Origin of the sequence: Hydrogenophaga sp. NH-16 (genome assembly GCF_004006415.1) — a bacterium.
Taxonomy (GTDB): domain Bacteria; phylum Pseudomonadota; class Gammaproteobacteria; order Burkholderiales; family Burkholderiaceae_C; genus Hydrogenophaga; species Hydrogenophaga pseudoflava.
Map to the genome: position 1 here is coordinate 2491412 of NZ_CP029344.1, position 17642 is coordinate 2509053.

Sequence of the window (17642 nt, forward strand, 5' to 3'; positions counted from 1 at the left end):
TTTCGATCGGGTTGTGCAATCGATTGTCTTCCGGGAACCACTCCGGTGCCCGGCGGGGCCAGCAAATGAACCTGTGTGGTAACCGGGTTCTACGCCGGATCGGCGAACGGCACGCGCGGGGCCACCGCGCAGAGCAGCTCATAGGAAATGGTGCCGGCCGATCGCGCCACCTCGTCCACCGGCAGCTCGGCCCCGGTCGACGGCGAGACACCCCAGAGCACCACCTCGCTGCCGATGCCGGCCGGCACGCCGGCGGCGTCCAGCGGCGCCAGGTCGACGGCGATCATGTCCATGCTGACGCGGCCGACGGTGCGGGTGCGCACGCCGCTGACCAGCACCGGCGTGCCGGTGGGCGCGTGGCGCGGGTAGCCGTCGGCGTAGCCGCAGGCGATGACGCCAACCCGCATTGGCACGTCGGCGGTGAAGGCCGAGCCGTAGCCCACGGTGTCGCCGGGCTGCAGGCTCTGCACGCCGATGACTTTCGTGGTCAGGCTCATGGTGGGCCGCAGACCCCAGCCGGCGGCGGTGTGCTCGGGGTGGTCGGGCGCGCCACCGTAGAGCGCGATGCCTTCGCGCACCCAGTCGGCCGCCAGCGTGCTCACGCCCACGCCGCGCAGCGGGCTTTGCGCATGGCGCAGGATGGCCGCGCTGTTGCACAGGCTGCGCTCACCAGGCAGGTCGGCGGTCGCAGCCTCGAAGGCTGCGACCTGGTGGGCGATGCCGCGCGGGCCGTCGGCGTCGCTGAAGTGGGTCATCAGCGAGATCTCTTCCACCTGCGGCAGCGCGTTCAGCCGTGCCCAGGCCGCGCGGAAGGCGTCGGGCCGGAAGCCCAGGCGGTTCATGCCGCTGTTGAGCTTGAGGAAGACGCGGTGCGGGGTGTGCGTCTTGTGCGCGGCGAGCCAGTCGATCTGTTCGGTGCAGTGCACCGCGTGCCAGATGTTCAGGCGCGAGCACAGTTCGAGGTCGCGCGGCTCGAACACGCCTTCGAGCAGCAGCAGGGGGCCGCGCCAGTCGAGGGCACGCAGGCGCTCGGCCTCGGCCAGGTCGATCATGGCGAAACCGTCGGCGCTGCGCAGGGCCGGGAACACGCGTTCGATGCCGTGGCCGTAGGCGTTGGCCTTGACCACGGCCCAGACGCGGGCGTCGGGCGCGCGCACGCGGGCCTGGTTCAGGTTGTGTTCGAGCGCTTCGGGATGGACGGTGGCGAGGATCGGGCGGGGCATGGCGGAACCGGACGGGTGGGTGGCAGCAAAGGTCGGCGGAAAGCGCCGACTGTCGCACAAACCCGTCTCGCCACCACCGTTTCTCAGGGCGATTCATGCCGGAGCAGCGCGGCTTCTACAGCTTCTCGAGGTTCACGTAGACCATGGTCTGGTTGAGCAGCTGGTAGGCGATCTCGCCAAAGGTCATGGGGCCGGTGATCGGCCCGGTGCGCTGGCCTTCGAGCCCGCCGTACAGGTAGTTGAGGATGCAGTTGCAGCTCCAGCGCGCGCCCAGCGCGTCGCCCGGCAGCGACTGCACAAACGAGCGGGCGTAGTCGGGCACCGGTTCGGCGATGCGGTACTCCACATCGTCGAACACCGGGGCGTAGAAGTCCACGCGCCCGACCGCCGCGTCCACCGCCTTGAACGAGACGTTGACCATCGCGCCCGAATAGTCGGCCACCAGCGGCAGCCGGGTGTCGATGCCTTTCTGCGCCAGGTACTGCGCCAGGTTCACCAGCTGCCCGTTGACGAAGCACTCCTGCGCCGAAAAGCCGGTGGACGGGAAACGGATCGCGTCGCCGCCGCCCGGCTGGAACAGGTTGAGGATGTCGATGCGCGGGTAGATCGACTCGGGCAGCGGGATGTGCACCGCCAGCGCCTTGTCGTGGCTGAACACCAGGGTCTGGCCGTTGGCCACCACCGGCGCGGCCTGGCCCAGGTCGTCCAGATGCACACCCGCGATCCAGCCCACCAGGGGCTTCATGTACATGTCCTCGAAGGCCGGCGCCTCGCGCGCGAAGCGCGAATGCACCTCGGAGAAGGCCGGCACGATCAGCACCGTCAGCCCGTGGGCCGGCGCGTCCAGCGCCACCCTGTGCAGGCTGGCGGCGTCGTACCAGCGCAGCTGCGGCGTGCCGGCGTGGGTGGGCAGCTCGGTGACGAAGAGCTTCTGGCGCGAGGTTTCGCCGCCGTCCTGGGCCATGAAGTACGGGATGCTGCCGGCCAGCCAGTTGCCCGGCGGCAGCCGGCGCAGCAAGGCCTCGTCGGCCGCGATCGAGAGGTAGGCGCCGCTGCGGATCGCCACCAGGGTGTCCTGCAGGTCCATCAGCGTGCCGCTGACGGGCCGCGCCGGCGGGGTTCGGGATGCGTTCATGTCGGGTCAACCCAGCCGCAGCTGGTCCAGTTCGTGGGTGAGCACGCGCTCGTTCTTGACGAAGTAGCGGTGCAGCTCCTTGAGCTTGAGCAGGCGCACCTCCTCGTCGTGGATCAGGTCCAGCTGCGAGCGCAGCTTGGTCAGCATCAGCTTGAGGCTGAGCACCTTGATGTCCAGGCTCAGGTCGCCGTCGAGCAGGCGCAGCCAGACCGGGTCGGTCACATCGGGCACGGCGGTGCTGGCCGGGGCCGGCCCGGCACGCGTGGCCGCCGGGGCTGGCGCTGGTTCCGCCGGGCGCGCCACCGGCTCGGCGCCCCCGGCGCGGCCGGTGTCCAGCGCATAGCGGTAGCGCCAGACGTCCTGCAGGCTCAGGTCCAGCAGCGTGCACACCGACTGCAGCGGCACACCCTCGCCAAACAGCGCGAACACCCGCGCCGCCAGCGCCCGGGTGAAGGGCATGCCGGGCTCGCCCATCCAGCCGATCCCCTTGGACTCGAAGCCCAGCGGCAGGATCACGTGCAGATGAAAACGGACCGGCCCGATCGCCAGGTGCTGCCAGACCGCCAGCTCCCCCGCCGGCGCCGACTTGGGCCGGCCGAACCAGCCGCGCTCGGGCTCCTGTCCGATCCAGACATCGCAGCGGCGCTTGCGCACGTCCAGGCGGTAGTCGCGAACTTCCCAGGGGCGCTCTATCAACAGCAGCTGCCGCAGCAGCGCCTTGTCGATGCTGATCATGTGGGTGTCTCCTCTTGTCGGTTTCGGAGCCGGCCGCAAGACCCGTTCCACCCCTTTCTTGCGCCAAACTGACACACCCGGCGCCATGCCTGCCGGCGCCCCTGCCACCAGGCGCAACACCGTCCCGAACCGGGGCGGGACGGTCAGGGTGGCGTGCTATAACCGCCGGATCGTTGGAGACAGCCCGAGGCCCCCCGCAGCCGCCACCCCCCGGACACCGAACGCCGGCCACAACAAGACCCTTGATGAAGCGCGGCTTCTACACCATCATGACGGCGCAGTTCTTCAGCTCCCTGGCTGACAACGCGCTGTTCGTGGCCGCCATCGAGCTGCTGCGCAGCCGCCACGCCCCCGAGTGGCAGAGCGCCGCCCTCGTCCCCCTGTTCGCCCTGTTCTACGTCGCCCTGGCCCCGTTCGTGGGGGCCTTTGCCGATGCGCGGCCCAAGGGCCAGGTGATGTTCATCAGCAACGCGATCAAGGTGGCGGGCTGCCTGCTGATGCTGATGGGTGTGCACCCACTCCTGGCCTACACCCTGGTGGGCCTGGGTGCTGCCGCCTACTCCCCGGCCAAGTACGGCATCCTCACCGAATTGCTGCCGCCCTCCCAGCTGGTCAAGGCCAATGGCTGGATCGAGGGCCTGACCATCGCCTCCATCATCCTGGGCGTGCTGCTGGGAGGCCAGCTCGTCGGCCCCTACCTGTCGTCGCTGCTGTTATCGGTCGACGCGCCCGGGCTGACCACCGGCATCGACCACCCGGCCGAAGCCGCCATCGCGGTGCTGGTGAGCGTGTACGCGCTGGCCGCGGCCTTCAACCTGCGCATCCCGCTGACCGGCGTGACCCCGCGACCCATGCCCCGGAATCCGCTGGAGCTGCTGCCTGATTTCTGGCGCTGCAACGGCCGCCTCTGGAAAGACCACCTGGGCCAGATCTCGCTGGCCACCACCACCCTGTTCTGGGGTGTCAGCGGCAACCTGCGCTACATCGTGCTGGCATGGGCCGGCGCCGCACTGGGCTACACCACCACCCAGGCCTCGTCCCTGGTGGGCGTGGTGGCGCTGGGCACCGCCGTGGGTGCGGTGGTGGCCTCGCTGCGCATGCGGCTGGACCAGGCCACGCGCGTCATGCCCATGGGCATCGGCATGGGCCTGCTGGTCATCGGGATGAACTTCATCGACAACGTCTGGGTCGCCGCGCCCTTCCTGGTGCTGCTGGGCGGCCTGGGCGGTTTCCTGGTGGTGCCGATGAACGCGCTGCTGCAGCACCGGGGCCACAACCTCATGGGCGCGGGCCGGTCCATCGCGGTGCAGAACTTCAACGAGCAGGCCTGCATCCTGGTCCTGGGCGCGCTCTACAGCTTCTCCACCGGCATGGGCCTTTCGGCCTTCGCCGCCATCACCATCTTCGGCCTGATCGTGGCCGGATTCATGTGGCTGATCATGAAGTGGCACCAGCACAACCAGCGGCACCACGGCGTGGAGCTGGAGCGGCTGCTGGAGATCGCCCGCCGGGACGACCTGCACGGCTAGAAATTGATGTTGGTCGGCTCGAAGCCGTCCAGATTGACCAGCCGGTGCTGCGCCAGCACCCGGTAGAACTCGGCCTCGCCCACCGAGCGGGAGAGGTAGGCGTCGCACCCCGCCAGACCCGCCTTGATGCGGTCCATGCTGCCGGCGGTGGGCGCAAACATCAGGACCACCGGTGCGCTGCCATTGGGCAGCTTGCGCTGCTTGGCGCTGCGGCAGACCGAGTAGGCATCGGCGTCACCCTTGATGCGGTCGATCGCCACCAGACGGTAAGGGTGCTCCTTGAGCAGGGCCAGCGCCTGGGGCGCCTCGCGCGACCAGTCGATGTTCAGGCCGTAGCGCTTGAAGCGCTTGTGCAGGATGCGGCCTTCCACCAGGCTTTCGGCCACCAGCAGCACGTCGCCGCGCTGGACCTCGGGCACCGCCGCCGCCGTCCGGCTGTTCCTGGAGCGCATCGACCGGGATGACGGCGCGCGGGATGAAGGTGCGCGTGGGGACGGCGCGGGTGCGGGCACCGGCTCCAGCGCCCCGAAGTCGGTGACCCCCATCACCCCCACCGGCTGCGACGGCAACCGCGGCATGGGCGCCGCCACCTTGCGCAGCACCGGCGGTGCGGAGCCTGTCTGGCGCTCACGGACCATGGGGCGGGTGGGCGGAAACTCGCTGTCGGGCGAACGACGGCGCGTGCGCGCCACAGGGGCGGTGGGCGCAGCGGCCGGCCGCGCCCGTGCGCCCACCAGTTCGTCCAGCGCCGCCAGCACGCCCACCAGCTTGACCGGCTTGCGCTGCAGCGGCCAGCCCGTGCCCGCATCGTTGTGACCGATCAGCAGCACCTTGCCCTGCAGCTCGGCGTGGCGCACCAGGTGAACGGCCTGGGCGTTGTCGGCGTTGACCACCAGCACCTGCGCATCCAGCACCTCGTCCTGCACCACATAGGCCGGCGGTCGACGCGCCGCCAGCCGGAAGAACGACTCGAACGTGGCCGATTCGTTCTCGGGAAAACCGACCAGGGCCAACGAAAATGAGCCTGCCATTCACCTCTCCACCGAATACAAAGGGACTGCCCAACTCCCACGAGTATGCCCGCTCGGCCGTCCCGGACTCTGCCATTGCCCGCTTGCGGAACGCCACAACGTGACACAGTGCCAGCCTGTGAGGTCCGCGCGAAACGGCCCCACGCCACCAACCACCTCATGAGGAGTGCTTCCGGTGCCCAGCATCTATGACTTCCAGGCCCAGTCGATCGACGGCAAGCCGGTGCCGCTTTCAAAGTACCGCGGCCAGCCCATGCTCATCGTCAACACCGCCAGCGCCTGCGGCTTCACCCCGCAGTTCGCCGGTCTGGAGCAGCTGCACCAGACCTACGGCGACCGGGGACTGGTGGTGCTGGGTTTTCCGTGCAATCAGTTTGGCAGCCAGGACCCGGGCAGCGACAGCGAAATCGCCACGTTCTGCCAGCGCAACTACGGCGTGAGCTTTCCGATGATGAGCAAGATCGAGGTCAACGGCGCCGAGGCCCACCCGCTGTACCGCTGGCTCACCGCCGAGGCGCCCGGCCTGCTGGGCAGCAAGGCCATCAAGTGGAACTTCACCAAGTTCCTGGTCGGCCGGGACGGTCGCGTGATCAGACGTTACGCACCGCAGGACGCCCCGCAGAAGCTGGCCGGTGACATCGAGGCCGCACTGGCCTGAGCCCGGGGCAGCGCCTCTGCCCGCCCTGTCCGATCATTCGCGCCATACGCAACACCGGGGTTTTCACGCGACCGAATTTCTGTGAACCTGAGGCCTGCGTCGTGATCCAACGTTGCAACTCCACAGGAGGTCGCCATGGACGTGATCAGCAGCTTCAGCGCCCGCTTCGAACGCACCCGTGAGGAAGAGATGTCCCTGGAGGACTATCTCGCGGAGTGCAAGCGCAACCCTCTGGCCTATGCCACCGTGGCCGAGCGCATGCTCAAGGCCATCGGCGAACCGCAGATGGTCGACACGCGCAACGACCCGCGGCTCTCGCGCCTGTTCGCCAACAAGGTCATCAAGGTCTACCCGGCCTTTGCCGAGTTCTACGGCATGGAGGACTCGATCGAGCAGGTCGTGTCCTACTTCCGCCACGCCGCGCAGGGCCTGGAAGAGAAGAAGCAGATCCTCTATCTGCTGGGGCCGGTGGGCGGCGGCAAGAGCTCGATCGCCGAGCGGCTCAAGCAGCTGATGGAACTGGTGCCGTTCTACGCCATCAAGGGTTCACCGGTCAACGAGTCGCCACTGGGGCTGTTCGATCCGGTGGAAGACGCGGCCCTGCTGGAAGAGCAGTTCGGCATCCCGCGGCGCTACCTCAACCGCATCATGAGTCCCTGGGCCGTCAAGCGGCTGGAGGAATACGGTGGCGACATCCGGCGCTTCCGCGTGGTCAAGCGCCACCCGTCGGTGCTGCGCCAGATCGCAGTGAGCAAGACCGAGCCGGGCGACGAGAACAACCAGGACATCAGCTCGCTGGTCGGCAAGGTCGACATCCGCAAGCTTGAAACCTATGCGCAGGACGACCCCGACGCCTACAGCTACTCGGGCGGCCTGTGCCTGGCCAACCAGGGCCTGATGGAATTCGTGGAGATGTTCAAGGCACCCATCAAGGTGCTGCACCCGCTGCTGACCGCCACGCAGGAAGGCAACTTCAAGGGCACCGAAGGTTTCGGCGCCATTCCCTTCGACGGCATCGTGCTGGCGCACAGCAACGAGAGCGAGTGGAAGGCCTTCCGCAACAACAAGAACAACGAGGCCTTCCTCGACCGCATCTACATCGTCAAGGTGCCCTACTGCCTGCGCGTGTCCGAGGAGGTGAAGATCTACGAGAAGCTGATCCGCCACTCCTCGCTCTCGCAGGCCACCTGCGCGCCGGGCACGCTCAAGATGATGGCGCAGTTCTCGGTGCTCACGCGCCTGAAGGAGCCCGAAAACTCGTCCCTGTTCTCCAAGATGCAGGTGTACGACGGCGAGAACCTCAAGGACACCGACCCGCGCGCCAAGAGCTACCAGGAGTACCGCGACTTCGCCGGCGTCGACGAGGGCATGAGCGGCATCTCCACGCGCTTCGCGTTCAAGATCATCTCCAAGGTCTTCAACTTCGACTCCACCGAGGTGGCCGCCAACCCGGTGCACCTGATGTATGTGCTGGAACAGCAGATCGAGCGCGAGCAGTTCCCGCAGGAGCTGGAGCAGAAGTACGTCGGCTTCATCAAGGAGCAGCTGGCGCCGCGCTACGCCGAGTTCATCGGCAAGGAGATCCAGACCGCCTACCTGGAGAGCTATTCGGAATACGGCCAGAACATCTTCGACCGCTACGTCACCTACGCCGACTACTGGATCCAGGACCACGAGTACCGCGACACCGACACCGGCGAGGTGTTCGACCGCCAGTCGCTCAACGCCGAGCTGGAGAAGATCGAGAAGCCCGCGGGCATCAGCAACCCCAAGGACTTCCGCAACGAGATCGTCAACTTCGTGCTGCGCGCGCGCGCCAACAACGCCGGCCACAACCCGCTGTGGACCAGCTACGAGAAGCTGCGCACGGTGATCGAGAAGAAGATGTTCAGCAACACCGAGGAACTGCTGCCGGTGATCAGCTTCAACGCCAAGGCCAGCGCCGACGAGGCCAAGAAGCACGAGGACTTCGTCACCCGCATGGTGGCCAAGGGCTACACGCCCAAGCAGGTGCGCCTGCTGTGCGAGTGGTACCTGCGCGTGCGCAAGTCCAGCTGACCGCGGGGGCCGGCGTCCACCAGGAACACCCATGCTGCAGTCCATCATCGATCGGCGGCTGGCGGGCAAGAACAAATCCATCGGCAACCGGGAGCGTTTTCTGCGCCGCTACCGCGAGCAGATCGGCGAGGCGGTTCGGCGCGCCATCAGCGGGCGCGGCATCCGCGATGTCGAACGTGGCGAGGAGGTCCACATCCCGCAGCGCGACCTGTCCGAACCCGAATTCCGCCACGGCCCCGGCGGCAAGCGCGAGGTGGTGCACACTGGCAACCGCGAGTACCTGGCCGGCGACCGCATCCAGCGGCCCCAGGGCGGCACCGGACAGGGCAGCGGAAGCGGCCAGGCCAGCGACAGCGGCGAGGGGGAAGACGACTTCACTTTTGCCCTCAGCCGCGAAGAGTTCATGCAGGTCTTCTTCGACGACCTGGCCCTGCCCAACCTGGTCCGCACCCAGCTGGCGCAGGTGCCCGAGTTCAAGACCCGGCGCGCCGGCTTCACCAGCAGCGGCACGCCCAACAACCTGCACATCGTGCGCTCGATGCGCGGCGCCTACGGCCGGCGCATCGCCCTGGGCGGCGCCGTGCGGCGCGAGTGCGCCGAGCTGGAAGAGCGCATTGCCGAGTTGCGCGGTCGCGGTGACGACCCGGTGGTCCGCGGCGAGCTGATCGAGCTGGAAGCGCGGCTCGGGCAGCTGCGCTGGCGCATCGAGCGCCTGCCCTACATCGACCCGATCGACCTCAAGTTCCGCAGCCACGTGCGGGTGCCGGTGCCCAGTGCGCGCGCCGTGATGTTCTGCCTGATGGACGTCTCCGGCTCCATGGACGAGCAGCGCAAGGACCTGGCCAAGCGCTTCTTCGTGCTGCTCTACCTGTTCCTGACCCGGCACTACGAGCAGATCGACCTGGTGTTCATCCGCCACCACACCCAGGCCCAGGAGGTCACCGAGGACGAGTTCTTCCACGCCCGCGAAAGCGGCGGCACCGTGGTCTCCAGCGCGCTGGAGCTGATGGACCGCATCGTGCGCGAGCGCTACAACCCGCAGGAGTGGAACATCTACGGCGCGCAGGCCAGCGACGGCGACAACTGGATGAACGATTCGCCCAAGTGCGCCGAGCTGCTGGACTCCCGCCTGCTGCCGGCCTGCCGCTATTACGCCTACATCCAGGTCACCGAGGAAGAACAGAACCTGTGGCAGGCCTACGAGACGCTGGGCCAGGCACACCCCAACTTCGCGCTGCGCAAGGTCTCGACCGCGGCCGAGATCTACCCGGTGTTCCGCGATCTGTTCCGCAAGGAAGGGGTGCCGGCATGAGCGGTCTCCAGCACCCCCTGCCGATGTTGCCCCGGCCGCCCGAGCCCCTGCCCGGCCCCAGCGACTGGACCTTCGAGCTGATCGAGCGCTACCACGAGGTGATCGAACGCACCGCGCGCCGCTTCGGCCTGGACACCTACGCCAACCAGCTGGAGGTGATCACCGCCGAGCAGATGATGGACGCCTACGCCAGCGTGGGCATGCCGGTCAACTACCGCCACTGGCGCTTCGGCAAGGAGTTCATCCTCACCGAGAAGAACTACAAGCGTGGCCACATGGGGCTGGCCTACGAGATCGTCATCAACAGCGACCCCTGCATCGCCTACCTGATGGAGGAGAACACGATGGCGATGCAGGCGCTGGTGATCGCCCACGCCGCCTACGGCCACAACAGCTTCTTCAAGGGCAACTACCTGTTCCGCATGTGGACCGATGCGAGCGCGATCATCGACTACCTGGTCTACGCACGGAACTACATCGCCGAGTGCGAGGAACGGCACGGCATCGACGCCGTGGAGGACCTGCTGGACTCCTGCCACGCGCTGCAGAACCACGGCGTGGACCGCTACCGCCGGCCCAGCCGCAAGTCGCTGGCGCAGGAACTGGCCGAGCGCAAGGACCGCGAGGCCTACGCCCAGCAGCAGGTCAACGAGCTGTGGCGCACGCTGCCGCGGCGCGCCGAGGCCGAGGGCGACGCCCTGGCCGTCAAGCGCTTTCCGGCCGAGCCGGAAGAGAACATCCTGTACTTCATCGAGAAGAACGCGCCGCTGCTGGAGCCCTGGCAGCGCGAGGTGGTGCGCATCGTGCGCAAGATCGCCCAGTACTTCTACCCGCAGCGCCAGACGCAGGTGATGAACGAGGGCTGGGCCACCTTCTGGCACCACCGCCTGCTCAGCGAGATGTACGACAACGGCTTCCTCACCGACGGCGTGATGATGGAGTGGATCAAGTCGCACACCAACGTGATCTTCCAGCCCGGCGTCGGCGACCGCCGCTACAGCGGCCTCAACCCCTACGCCCTGGGCTTTGCGATGTACACCGACATCAAACGCATCTGCGACGCGCCCACCGACGAGGACCGGCAGTGGTTCCCCGAACTGGCGGGCACGCCCTGGCTGCCCGCGCTGGACCACGCCATGCGCAACTTCAAGGACGAGAGCTTCATCGGCCAGTACCTCAGCCCCCGGCTGATGCGCGAGTTCCGCCTGTTCGCCCTGGTCGACGACGACCAGCAGGACACGCTGGAGGTCAGCGCCATTCACGACGAGACGGGCTACCGGCGCGTGCGCGAGACGCTCGCCCGCCAGTACGACCTGGGCTCGCGCGAGCCCAACATCCAGGTCTGGGACGTCAACCTGCGCGGCGACCGCTCGCTCACGCTGCGCCACACCCAGCACAACGACCGGCCGCTGCACGAGAGCGCGGGCGAGGTGCTCAAGCACGTGGCCCGGCTGTGGGGCTTTGGCGTGCAGCTGGAGAGCGTCAACAGCAAGGGCGAGGTCACCCGGCGCCGCGAGGTGCCGGTGCGGGCCTGATCAGCGCCAGGTGCTGTGCCCGGTCTCGCGGCGCAGCAGGTCGGCCAGCGTCCGGCCCGGCTCGACCGGGAACACCGACGCCTCCACCTGCACCGCCTCCATGCGGTCGAGCCGGAAGTTGCGGAAATCCTGGCGCTGCTCGCACCAGGCCGCCAGCGTCCAGACCCGGCCCCAGTAGAAGCAGCCCAGCGGCCGCACCTGCCGCTCGGTGCGGCGTTCACCCTGGTCCACATAGCGCAGCGTCACCCGGTGGCGCGCCTGCGCCGCCTCGCGCAGCGCCTGCAGGCGCTGACCCAGCGCGGGCTCCAGCCCCACCGGAGCGATCAGCAAAGGCTGGCGCTCCACCTCGGCCCGCACGCTGGCGGGCAGGACCGAGAGCACGCGCGACATGGCGTCCGACGCGGCCAGCGCCATCGCCGGGTCCAGCCACTGCTGCGCCAGCCGGGTGGCCAGCGCCAGGGCCCGCGCTTCGTCGACGGTGAACATCAGCGGCGGCAGCTCGAAGCCTTTGCCGAGCCTGTAGCCCACGCCCGCCTCGCCCTCGATGGGCACGCCCTGCGCCTGCAGGTCGGCCACATCGCGGTAGACCGTGCGCACCGAGACCTCGAGACGCTCGGCCAGCCAGGCGGCGGTGGACAGTCGGCGGCCACGGATCAGCTGGACCAGGGCAAAGAGTCGGTCGGCGCGGCGCATGGCAGGACGTCAGACCGTGGTCGACACCATGTCCAGTCGGGTGCGCTCCTCCGCAGTCAGCACGGTGGGTTCGACCACCGGGAGGCCTGTGGCGTCAAAGAACGGGTTGGCCTTGTATGTCCCCGACAGCCGACTGCCTGCGACGATCCGCAGGATGCGCGCCAAGGCTCTGGGGAGGCCGAATGCCCGCGGCTTGGGGTTGCCCAGTGCGCTCTGCGTGTTGGTACTTGCCAGCACAGGCCCGAAGGCCGCCTCCAGCGGCGCGCTGTCCAGACACTGCACGAGCAGGCCGGTGAACGGCATGTTGCGGCTGCTCATGGTGTTGCCCACCGGGGTGCGGCAACACGCGGCGTACCAGCGCAGCATCCCCTTGGACGACAGGCGCATCACCGAGAGGTGTTCGATGCCCTGGATGAACCGGATGCGGTGCGGCGCCAGCTGCACCACGTCCGAACCGCCCTGCGCATCCAGCACGCGCCCCGCCGGACCGAGGTAGCGAGCGAAGGCCTGACAGTCTTTGCAGTAGCACACCATGCGACTGGTCGGTCCACCCCGTTCGATCTGGCCTTGCAGCGCGCCGCAACGGCAGCGCAGGGGATGGGTCTCGGCGATCATGGGGGCTCCCTGAACAGATGGGCATCTATTGTGTGGTCATCTCGACAGGCGCAAGCCCCAACGCCTGCGGCTCGGCGCGCATCGCGTGTGCAATCAGCGCCATGTCCTTCGCCGACACCTCGAACAGGCCGTAGCGGAACTTCTGGCCCCAGTGGCGGCGGTCGTCCACGAAGTCCAGCTCATCGAGCAACGGTGCAATGGGCGCCGGCTCGGCCGCCACGTAACGGACATCGCGTCGGAACGGTACGAAGCCGTTGCCCATGTCGGCCTGGTAGGGCGGGCGCGCCTCCACCATGCCCAGGCTGACAAAGCTCTGCAGGCGGTCCTTGCCGCCCATCGTGGTCGAGGGCGCGTAGTAGGCGACCACGTCGCCAGGTGCCAGCCGCCGCAGTGGCCCACCCTTGCCGTGGCAGACCTGCATGAATCCCACCGGCGCATGGTCGCGGCCGCGCTGCGCGTGTTCGGCGCAGGCCACCGCGATCCAGCACCGGGGCTGTAGGGTGGTGGCGGCGTTCATGCCAGCGCGTGAATGCCCACGCGGTTGCCTTCGCTGTCGATGATGTGGGCGAAACAGCCCATGCCGTCAGGCAAAGTCACCTTGGAAAGCGCCAGGCGACCGCCGGCGGCTTCGATGCGCGAGAGCCAGGGTTCGAGGGTTTCACCGGCGTTGAGGTAGACCACCGTGCCTTGCGCGGCCGGCTGCATGGCCGGACTCTTGAACAGCGCGCCACGCACATCGACTTCGCGGTCACCCGGGAAAACCGCCAGCTCCTGGCCAGGGCCGCCAAAGGCCTCGCGTTTGAGGGACTGGCGGGTCAGCGCCTCGTAGAAGCGCACGGCGCGGTCCATGTCGGCGACGGGGATTTCGAACCAGTTGAGGGTGTGTGCCATGAAAGACTCCAGGTGGTGGTTGAACAGAACCCGGAGTCTGCGGACCCCCTGCTGCCAACGCCTTGTCAGCAGACTGGCAGCGGCTGCATCAACACATCAGAGCAGCTCGGCCGGGATGTTGCCGCCGTTGGCCGCGATGTGGCCCAGCACGTTCTTGTGCAGCCACATGTTCATCTTGGCCGAGTCGGCCATCAGCTCGTCGGGGCAGTACAGCTCCTTGGCCAGTTCCTTGCGCGCGGCCAGGCTGCTGTCCAGGCCCAGCAGCTTGAGCAGGTCGACGATGGAGGTCTTCCAGTTGAGCTTTTCGGGGTGCTTGGCGGCCTTCTCGGCGAGCAGGGCCATCACGTCCACCATGGCGATGGGGTTGACCACGGGCGCGACCGGTGCCGCAGGGGCCGCGGCGGGTGCGGCGGCCGGAGCGGGTGCGGGCGCTGCGGCGGCGGGCGGAATGATGACCGGCGCGGCGGCCGCGTCCTTCATGCCGAGTTTTTCGAGGATGTTGCTGAAGAAACCCATGCTGCTGCTCCTGGGGCGTCGAATGAAGGGAATTGCCGGGCCGGACGCGGTCGGCCCCGGTCGGACAGCATAACGGCCTGTGTGCCACCAAAGCATGACAATTTGTCGGGCGCGCCCGGTGCGCGGCGGCACCGTGAGGCAGTGCCCGCGCCTGTGCCGCGGGCGCCACGGATGCGGCACAAGCCGCCGCTCAGAGCCAGCGCAGCAGCCAGCCCGCCACCAGCGGCAGCGCCACCGCGCTGAACAGCGCGGACAGCCCCATGGCCAGGCCGGCGAAGGCGCCCATTTCTTCGCTCACCAGAAAGGCGCGCGCGGTGCCGATGCCGTGCGCCGCCGTGCCCAGCGCGAAGCCGCGCACCGTCGGGTCGGTGATGCGCAGCAGGTCGAACAGGCCGCGCGCGCTGGCCGCCCCCAGGATGCCGGTGCAGACCACCAGCACCGCCGTCAGCGTGGGCAGCCCGCCGATCTTTTCGGCGATGCCCATGGCCACCGGCGCCGTGACCGACTTGGGAGCCAGCGAGGCGATGGTGGCCTTGCTCGCCCCCAGCGCCCAGCCGATGCCGATGGCGCTGACCGTGGCCGCCAGCGTGCCCACCACCAGTGCGCCCAGCATGGGCAGCCACAGGCGTTTGAGGCGCGGCAGCTGTTCGTACAGCGGCACCGCCAGCGCCACCGTGGCGGGGCCGAGCAGGAAGTGCACGAACTGCGCGCCCTCAAAGTAGGTGGCGTAGGGCGTGCCGGTGACCCAGAGCAGCGAGCCGAGCGCAATCACCGCCAGCGCCACCGGGTTGGCCAGCGGGTGGAAGCCGCTGCGGCGGTAGACCACGAAGGCGCCCTGATAGACCAGCAGCGTGACCGCCAGGCCCAGCAAGGGCGTGGTCGAGAGGTAGACCCAGACGTCCACCAGCCGCCCGCCGATGGCGCTGCCGGCAGCCACCTGGGTCAGCGGGGCTTCAGTGCTCATGGACCTCGTCCGGCGGCGCCACGCGCTTCATCAGCCAGGCCATGGTCAGGGCCGCGCTGGCCAGGCCGATCCAGGTGCTCAGCACCAGCGCCACGCCGATGGCCAGCGCCTCCTGGCCCAGGCGCTGCAGGTGCAGCATCACGCCCACACCCGCGGGCACGAACAGCAGCGAGAGGTGCTGCAGCAGGGTGGCGGTGGTGGGTTTGAGCGCGGCCAGCCAGGCGGGCTTGTACACCAGCGTGATCAGCAGCCCGGCCATGCCCACCACCGGACCGGGCACCGGCACAGCCAGGGTGCGCACCAGCGCCTCGCCCACCAACTGAAACACCAGCAAGGTGGCGAGGGCTGGGATCACGGTTGCAGGGCCTCGTCGAGCAGCTCGATCCAGTGCCGCACCGGCGTGGCGGTGCCGCTCTGCAGGTGGGTGATGCAGCCGATGTTGGCGCTGGCAATCACGGCCGGCTGCAGCTCGCCCAGGTGACCCAGCTTGCGGTCGCGCAGCTGGTAAGACAGTTCGGGGTTGAGCACCGAGTAGGTGCCCGCCGAGCCGCAGCACAGGTGGGCTTCGTTCTTCGCCACCTGCACCGTGAACCCCAGCGCGGCCAGGTGGGTCTCGACGCCGCCCTTGAGCTTCTGACCGTGCTGCAGGGTGCAAGGGGGATGAAAACCAATGACCTGCTTTGCGTCGGGCTGCTTCGCCAGCTTCGGTTTCAACACCGGTACCAACGCGGGCAGCAGTTCGCTCAGGTCTTGGGTCAGTTCGCTGATGCGCGCGGCCTTGGCGGCATAGGCGCTGTCGTGCTGCAGGATGTGGCCGTATTCCTTGACCGTCACGCCGCAGCCCGAGGCGTTCATCACGATCGCCTCCACGCCCTGCTCGACATGCGGCCACCAGGCGTCGATGTTGGCGCGCATCTGCGCCATGCCACCGTCCTGGTCGTTCAGGTGGAACTTCACCGCGCCGCAGCAGCCCGCCTCGGGCGCCACCACGGTCTGGATGTCGGCGGCATCCAGCACGCGCGCGGTGGCGCTGTTGATGTTGGGCATCATGGCCGGCTGCACGCAGCCCGCCAGCATCAGCACCTTGCGTGCGTGCGTGGCGGCCGGCCAGCGCCCCGCGTCCTGCCTGGCGGGCACCTTGTTCTTCAGGGTCTCGGGCAGCAGACCACGCACCAGCTGGCCCAGCTTCATGGCGGGGCCGAAAGCGGGCGAGGTCAGGCCTTCCTTGAGCAGCCAGCGCACCGCCTTTTCACCGGCCGGACGCGGCACCTTGGCATCCACCACCTTGCGGCCGATGTCCACCAGATGGCCGTAGTCCACGCCGCTGGGGCAGGTGCTCTCGCAGTTGCGGCAGGTGAGACACCGGTCCAGGTGCAGCTGCGTGGCGCGTGTCGGCTCGGCGCCTTCGAACACCTGCTTCATCAGGTAGATGCGGCCGCGCGGACCGTCCAGCTCGTCGCCCAGCAGCTGGTAGGTCGGGCAGGTGGCGGTGCAGAAGCCGCAGTGCACGCACTTGCGCAGGATGGCCTCGGCGGCCAGGCCGTCTGGCGTGCCTTTGAACTCGGGGGCGAGGTTGGTTTGCATCGTGGGTTCAGCCCATCTTGTTCTGGTTGAAGAGGCCCAGCGGGTCGAACGCCTCGCGCAGGCGCTTCGTGATGGCCTGCAGCGCCGGGTTTTCGGCATCGAAACGGCGCACGCCCGGCGCGCCGTCGGCGCCGGCGCGAAACAGGGTCGCGTGGCCCTGCATCCTGGCCGCGGCCGCACGGATCGGCGTGGCCGCCGAGGCCGGCGCCCAGAGCCAGCGCTGCGCGCCCTGCCACTCGATCAGCTGCGCAAACGGCAGCTCCAGCACCGGCGCGGTCTGCGGCAGCGACAGGCGCCACAGGCACAGGTCCGGCGACGGTGCGTTGAAGAACGGCAGGGTCTGGTCGCGGCAGGCGGCCCAGTCGGGCCCGGCCTGGGCGTTGTCCATGCGCTGGCCGCCGGCTTCGCGCGCCAGTCGCTCGCTGGCGGTCTCCACCGCGGCCGCCGCACCGCGCAGGCGCACGAACAGCAGCTCGGGCGCATCGGGTGCGGTGTCGTCCTTCACCCAACAGGATGCGTTCAAAGGCAGCGGCTGGCCACCCCAGCGGTGCAGCTGCTCCAGCGCGTCGCGCTGACCCATGCGGAACACCAGCGTGACCTCGGCCGGCGCCACCGGCAGCACCTTGAGCGACAGATGGGTGATCACGCCCAGCGTGCCCATGGAGCCGGCGAGCGCGCGGCTGATGTCGTAGCCGGCCACGTTCTTCATGACCTGGCCACCGAAGGTCAGCCACTCGGCCCGGCCGTTGACGAACTGGGCGCCCAGCACGTAGTCGCGCACGCCGCCGGCGGTGGCGCGGGCAGGCCCCGCAAGGCCGGCCGCAACCGCGCCGCCGATGGTTGATTCGACCCCGAAATGGGGCGGGTCGAACGGCAGGTGCTGGCCCTTCTCGGCCAGGGCCGCCTCGACCTCGGCCAGCGGCGTGCCGGCGCGCACGGTGATCACCAGCTCGCTGGGTTCGTGCGCCACGATGCCGCTGAAAGCGCGCGTGTCCAGCGGCTGGCCGCTCACCGGTTCGCCATGGAAGGCCTTGGTGTCGCCGCCCCGGATGCGCAGCGGCGTGCGGGCAGCGACGGCGGCGCGGACCTGGTCGATCAGCGCGTGCGGGGTGTCGTTCGTGGGGCTGTTCTGCATGGCCGCCATGGTAGCGGCGGGCCCTGCG

The 17642-nt window shown here is 68.7% G+C and carries 18 protein-coding genes; 5 read left to right on the forward strand and 13 right to left on the reverse strand.

Going from position 1 to position 17642, the window contains the following annotated elements:
- Nucleotides 1-89: 89 nt before the first annotated feature.
- The 3 genes from alr to DD542_RS12130 all read right to left on the reverse strand — a co-directional run bounded on the left by alr (nucleotide 90) and on the right by DD542_RS12130 (nucleotide 3093).
- Nucleotides 90-1223, reverse strand: coding sequence for an alanine racemase (gene alr, locus DD542_RS12120; RefSeq protein WP_127805846.1), 1134 nt, complete (start codon nucleotides 1221-1223; stop codon nucleotides 90-92).
- Between the two features lie 115 nt (nucleotides 1224-1338).
- The gene (locus tag DD542_RS12125; protein WP_127805847.1) at nucleotides 1339-2358 is read right to left on the reverse strand and encodes a hypothetical protein; all 1020 of its coding nucleotides are present in this window, start codon (nucleotides 2356-2358) and stop codon (nucleotides 1339-1341) included.
- A gap of 6 nt (nucleotides 2359-2364) precedes the next feature.
- Entirely contained in the window at nucleotides 2365-3093 is a 729-nt protein-coding gene (locus tag DD542_RS12130) for a hypothetical protein (protein WP_206610665.1), read from the reverse strand.
- Between the two features lie 245 nt (nucleotides 3094-3338).
- On the opposite strand from DD542_RS12130, the gene lplT reads away from it, so the two are divergent.
- A complete protein-coding gene (gene lplT / locus DD542_RS12135) occupies nucleotides 3339-4622 on the forward strand; it encodes a lysophospholipid transporter LplT (RefSeq protein WP_127805848.1) in 1284 nt (427 codons plus the stop codon).
- Here lplT and DD542_RS12140 read toward each other — a convergent pair.
- The gene (locus DD542_RS12140) at nucleotides 4619-5653 is read right to left on the reverse strand and encodes a response regulator (protein WP_127805849.1); all 1035 of its coding nucleotides are present in this window, start codon (nucleotides 5651-5653) and stop codon (nucleotides 4619-4621) included. The genes lplT and DD542_RS12140 overlap by 4 nt on opposite strands.
- A 175-nt stretch (nucleotides 5654-5828) precedes the next feature.
- Here DD542_RS12140 and DD542_RS12145 point away from each other — a divergent pair, with 175 nt between their 5' ends.
- The 4 genes from DD542_RS12145 (at nucleotide 5829) to DD542_RS12160 (ending at nucleotide 11216) form a co-directional block, all read left to right on the forward strand.
- Nucleotides 5829-6311, forward strand: a complete 483-nt coding sequence (locus DD542_RS12145; protein ID WP_127805850.1) for a glutathione peroxidase — start codon at nucleotides 5829-5831, stop codon at nucleotides 6309-6311.
- A gap of 135 nt (nucleotides 6312-6446) precedes the next feature.
- Complete coding sequence (locus DD542_RS12150; protein WP_066152405.1) at nucleotides 6447-8369, forward strand: PrkA family serine protein kinase; 1923 nt, start codon at nucleotides 6447-6449, stop codon at nucleotides 8367-8369.
- A gap of 31 nt (nucleotides 8370-8400) precedes the next feature.
- Complete coding sequence (locus tag DD542_RS12155) at nucleotides 8401-9681, forward strand: YeaH/YhbH family protein (protein WP_206610666.1); 1281 nt, start codon at nucleotides 8401-8403, stop codon at nucleotides 9679-9681.
- Nucleotides 9678-11216, forward strand: a complete 1539-nt coding sequence (locus tag DD542_RS12160) for a SpoVR family protein (protein WP_127805851.1) — start codon at nucleotides 9678-9680, stop codon at nucleotides 11214-11216. The genes DD542_RS12155 and DD542_RS12160 overlap by 4 nt, the downstream gene beginning before the upstream one ends.
- Here DD542_RS12160 and DD542_RS12165 read toward each other — a convergent pair whose 3' ends face one another.
- The 9 genes from DD542_RS12165 to glcE form a co-directional block, all read right to left on the reverse strand.
- A complete protein-coding gene (locus tag DD542_RS12165; RefSeq protein WP_127805852.1) occupies nucleotides 11217-11909 on the reverse strand; it encodes a YafY family protein in 693 nt (230 codons plus the stop codon).
- Between the two features lie 9 nt (nucleotides 11910-11918).
- Nucleotides 11919-12524 carry a DUF6151 family protein gene (locus tag DD542_RS12170; protein WP_079366447.1) on the reverse strand — a complete coding sequence of 202 codons (606 nt, stop codon included), beginning with the start codon at nucleotides 12522-12524 and terminating at the stop codon, nucleotides 11919-11921.
- Between the two features lie 25 nt (nucleotides 12525-12549).
- Nucleotides 12550-13041 carry an EVE domain-containing protein gene (locus tag DD542_RS12175; RefSeq protein ID WP_079366446.1) on the reverse strand — a complete coding sequence of 164 codons (492 nt, stop codon included), beginning with the start codon at nucleotides 13039-13041 and terminating at the stop codon, nucleotides 12550-12552.
- Nucleotides 13038-13415: a VOC family protein gene (locus DD542_RS12180; protein WP_079366445.1), complete on the reverse strand. Its 378-nt coding sequence runs from the start codon at nucleotides 13413-13415 to the stop codon at nucleotides 13038-13040. Before DD542_RS12180 ends, DD542_RS12175 begins: the two co-directional genes overlap by 4 nt.
- 96 nt (nucleotides 13416-13511) lie before the next feature.
- On the reverse strand, nucleotides 13512-13931 hold the full coding sequence (locus DD542_RS12185; protein ID WP_127805853.1) for a DUF3597 domain-containing protein: 420 nt from the start codon (nucleotides 13929-13931) through the stop codon (nucleotides 13512-13514).
- A gap of 190 nt (nucleotides 13932-14121) precedes the next feature.
- Nucleotides 14122-14895 carry an LrgB family protein gene (locus DD542_RS12190; protein ID WP_206610667.1) on the reverse strand — a complete coding sequence of 258 codons (774 nt, stop codon included), beginning with the start codon at nucleotides 14893-14895 and terminating at the stop codon, nucleotides 14122-14124.
- Entirely contained in the window at nucleotides 14885-15250 is a 366-nt protein-coding gene (locus DD542_RS12195) for a CidA/LrgA family protein (RefSeq protein WP_127805854.1), read from the reverse strand. Before DD542_RS12195 ends, DD542_RS12190 begins: the two co-directional genes overlap by 11 nt.
- Complete coding sequence (glcF, locus tag DD542_RS12200) at nucleotides 15247-16479, reverse strand: glycolate oxidase subunit GlcF (protein WP_127805855.1); 1233 nt, start codon at nucleotides 16477-16479, stop codon at nucleotides 15247-15249. Before glcF ends, DD542_RS12195 begins: the two co-directional genes overlap by 4 nt.
- 7 nt (nucleotides 16480-16486) lie before the next feature.
- On the reverse strand, nucleotides 16487-17614 hold the full coding sequence (gene glcE / locus DD542_RS12205) for a glycolate oxidase subunit GlcE (RefSeq protein ID WP_127805856.1): 1128 nt from the start codon (nucleotides 17612-17614) through the stop codon (nucleotides 16487-16489).
- Nucleotides 17615-17642 lie beyond the last annotated feature (28 nt).

Coding starts and splice junctions, on each gene's coding strand:
- alr (WP_127805846.1), bottom strand. CDS start 1,223: ATGCCCCGCCCGATCCTCGCCACCGTCCATCCCGAAGCGCTCGAACAC.
- DD542_RS12125 (WP_127805847.1), bottom strand. CDS start 2,358: ATGAACGCATCCCGAACCCCGCCGGCGCGGCCCGTCAGCGGCACGCTG.
- DD542_RS12130 (WP_206610665.1), bottom strand. CDS start 3,093: ATGATCAGCATCGACAAGGCGCTGCTGCGGCAGCTGCTGTTGATAGAG.
- lplT (WP_127805848.1), top strand. CDS start 3,339: ATGAAGCGCGGCTTCTACACCATCATGACGGCGCAGTTCTTCAGCTCC.
- DD542_RS12140 (WP_127805849.1), bottom strand. CDS start 5,653: ATGGCAGGCTCATTTTCGTTGGCCCTGGTCGGTTTTCCCGAGAACGAA.
- DD542_RS12150 (WP_066152405.1), top strand. CDS start 6,447: ATGGACGTGATCAGCAGCTTCAGCGCCCGCTTCGAACGCACCCGTGAG.
- DD542_RS12155 (WP_206610666.1), top strand. CDS start 8,401: ATGCTGCAGTCCATCATCGATCGGCGGCTGGCGGGCAAGAACAAATCC.
- DD542_RS12160 (WP_127805851.1), top strand. CDS start 9,678: ATGAGCGGTCTCCAGCACCCCCTGCCGATGTTGCCCCGGCCGCCCGAG.
- DD542_RS12165 (WP_127805852.1), bottom strand. CDS start 11,909: ATGCGCCGCGCCGACCGACTCTTTGCCCTGGTCCAGCTGATCCGTGGC.
- DD542_RS12170 (WP_079366447.1), bottom strand. CDS start 12,524: ATGATCGCCGAGACCCATCCCCTGCGCTGCCGTTGCGGCGCGCTGCAA.
- DD542_RS12175 (WP_079366446.1), bottom strand. CDS start 13,041: ATGAACGCCGCCACCACCCTACAGCCCCGGTGCTGGATCGCGGTGGCC.
- DD542_RS12180 (WP_079366445.1), bottom strand. CDS start 13,415: ATGGCACACACCCTCAACTGGTTCGAAATCCCCGTCGCCGACATGGAC.
- DD542_RS12185 (WP_127805853.1), bottom strand. CDS start 13,931: ATGGGTTTCTTCAGCAACATCCTCGAAAAACTCGGCATGAAGGACGCG.
- DD542_RS12190 (WP_206610667.1), bottom strand. CDS start 14,895: ATGAGCACTGAAGCCCCGCTGACCCAGGTGGCTGCCGGCAGCGCCATC.
- glcF (WP_127805855.1), bottom strand. CDS start 16,479: ATGCAAACCAACCTCGCCCCCGAGTTCAAAGGCACGCCAGACGGCCTG.
- glcE (WP_127805856.1), bottom strand. CDS start 17,614: ATGCAGAACAGCCCCACGAACGACACCCCGCACGCGCTGATCGACCAG.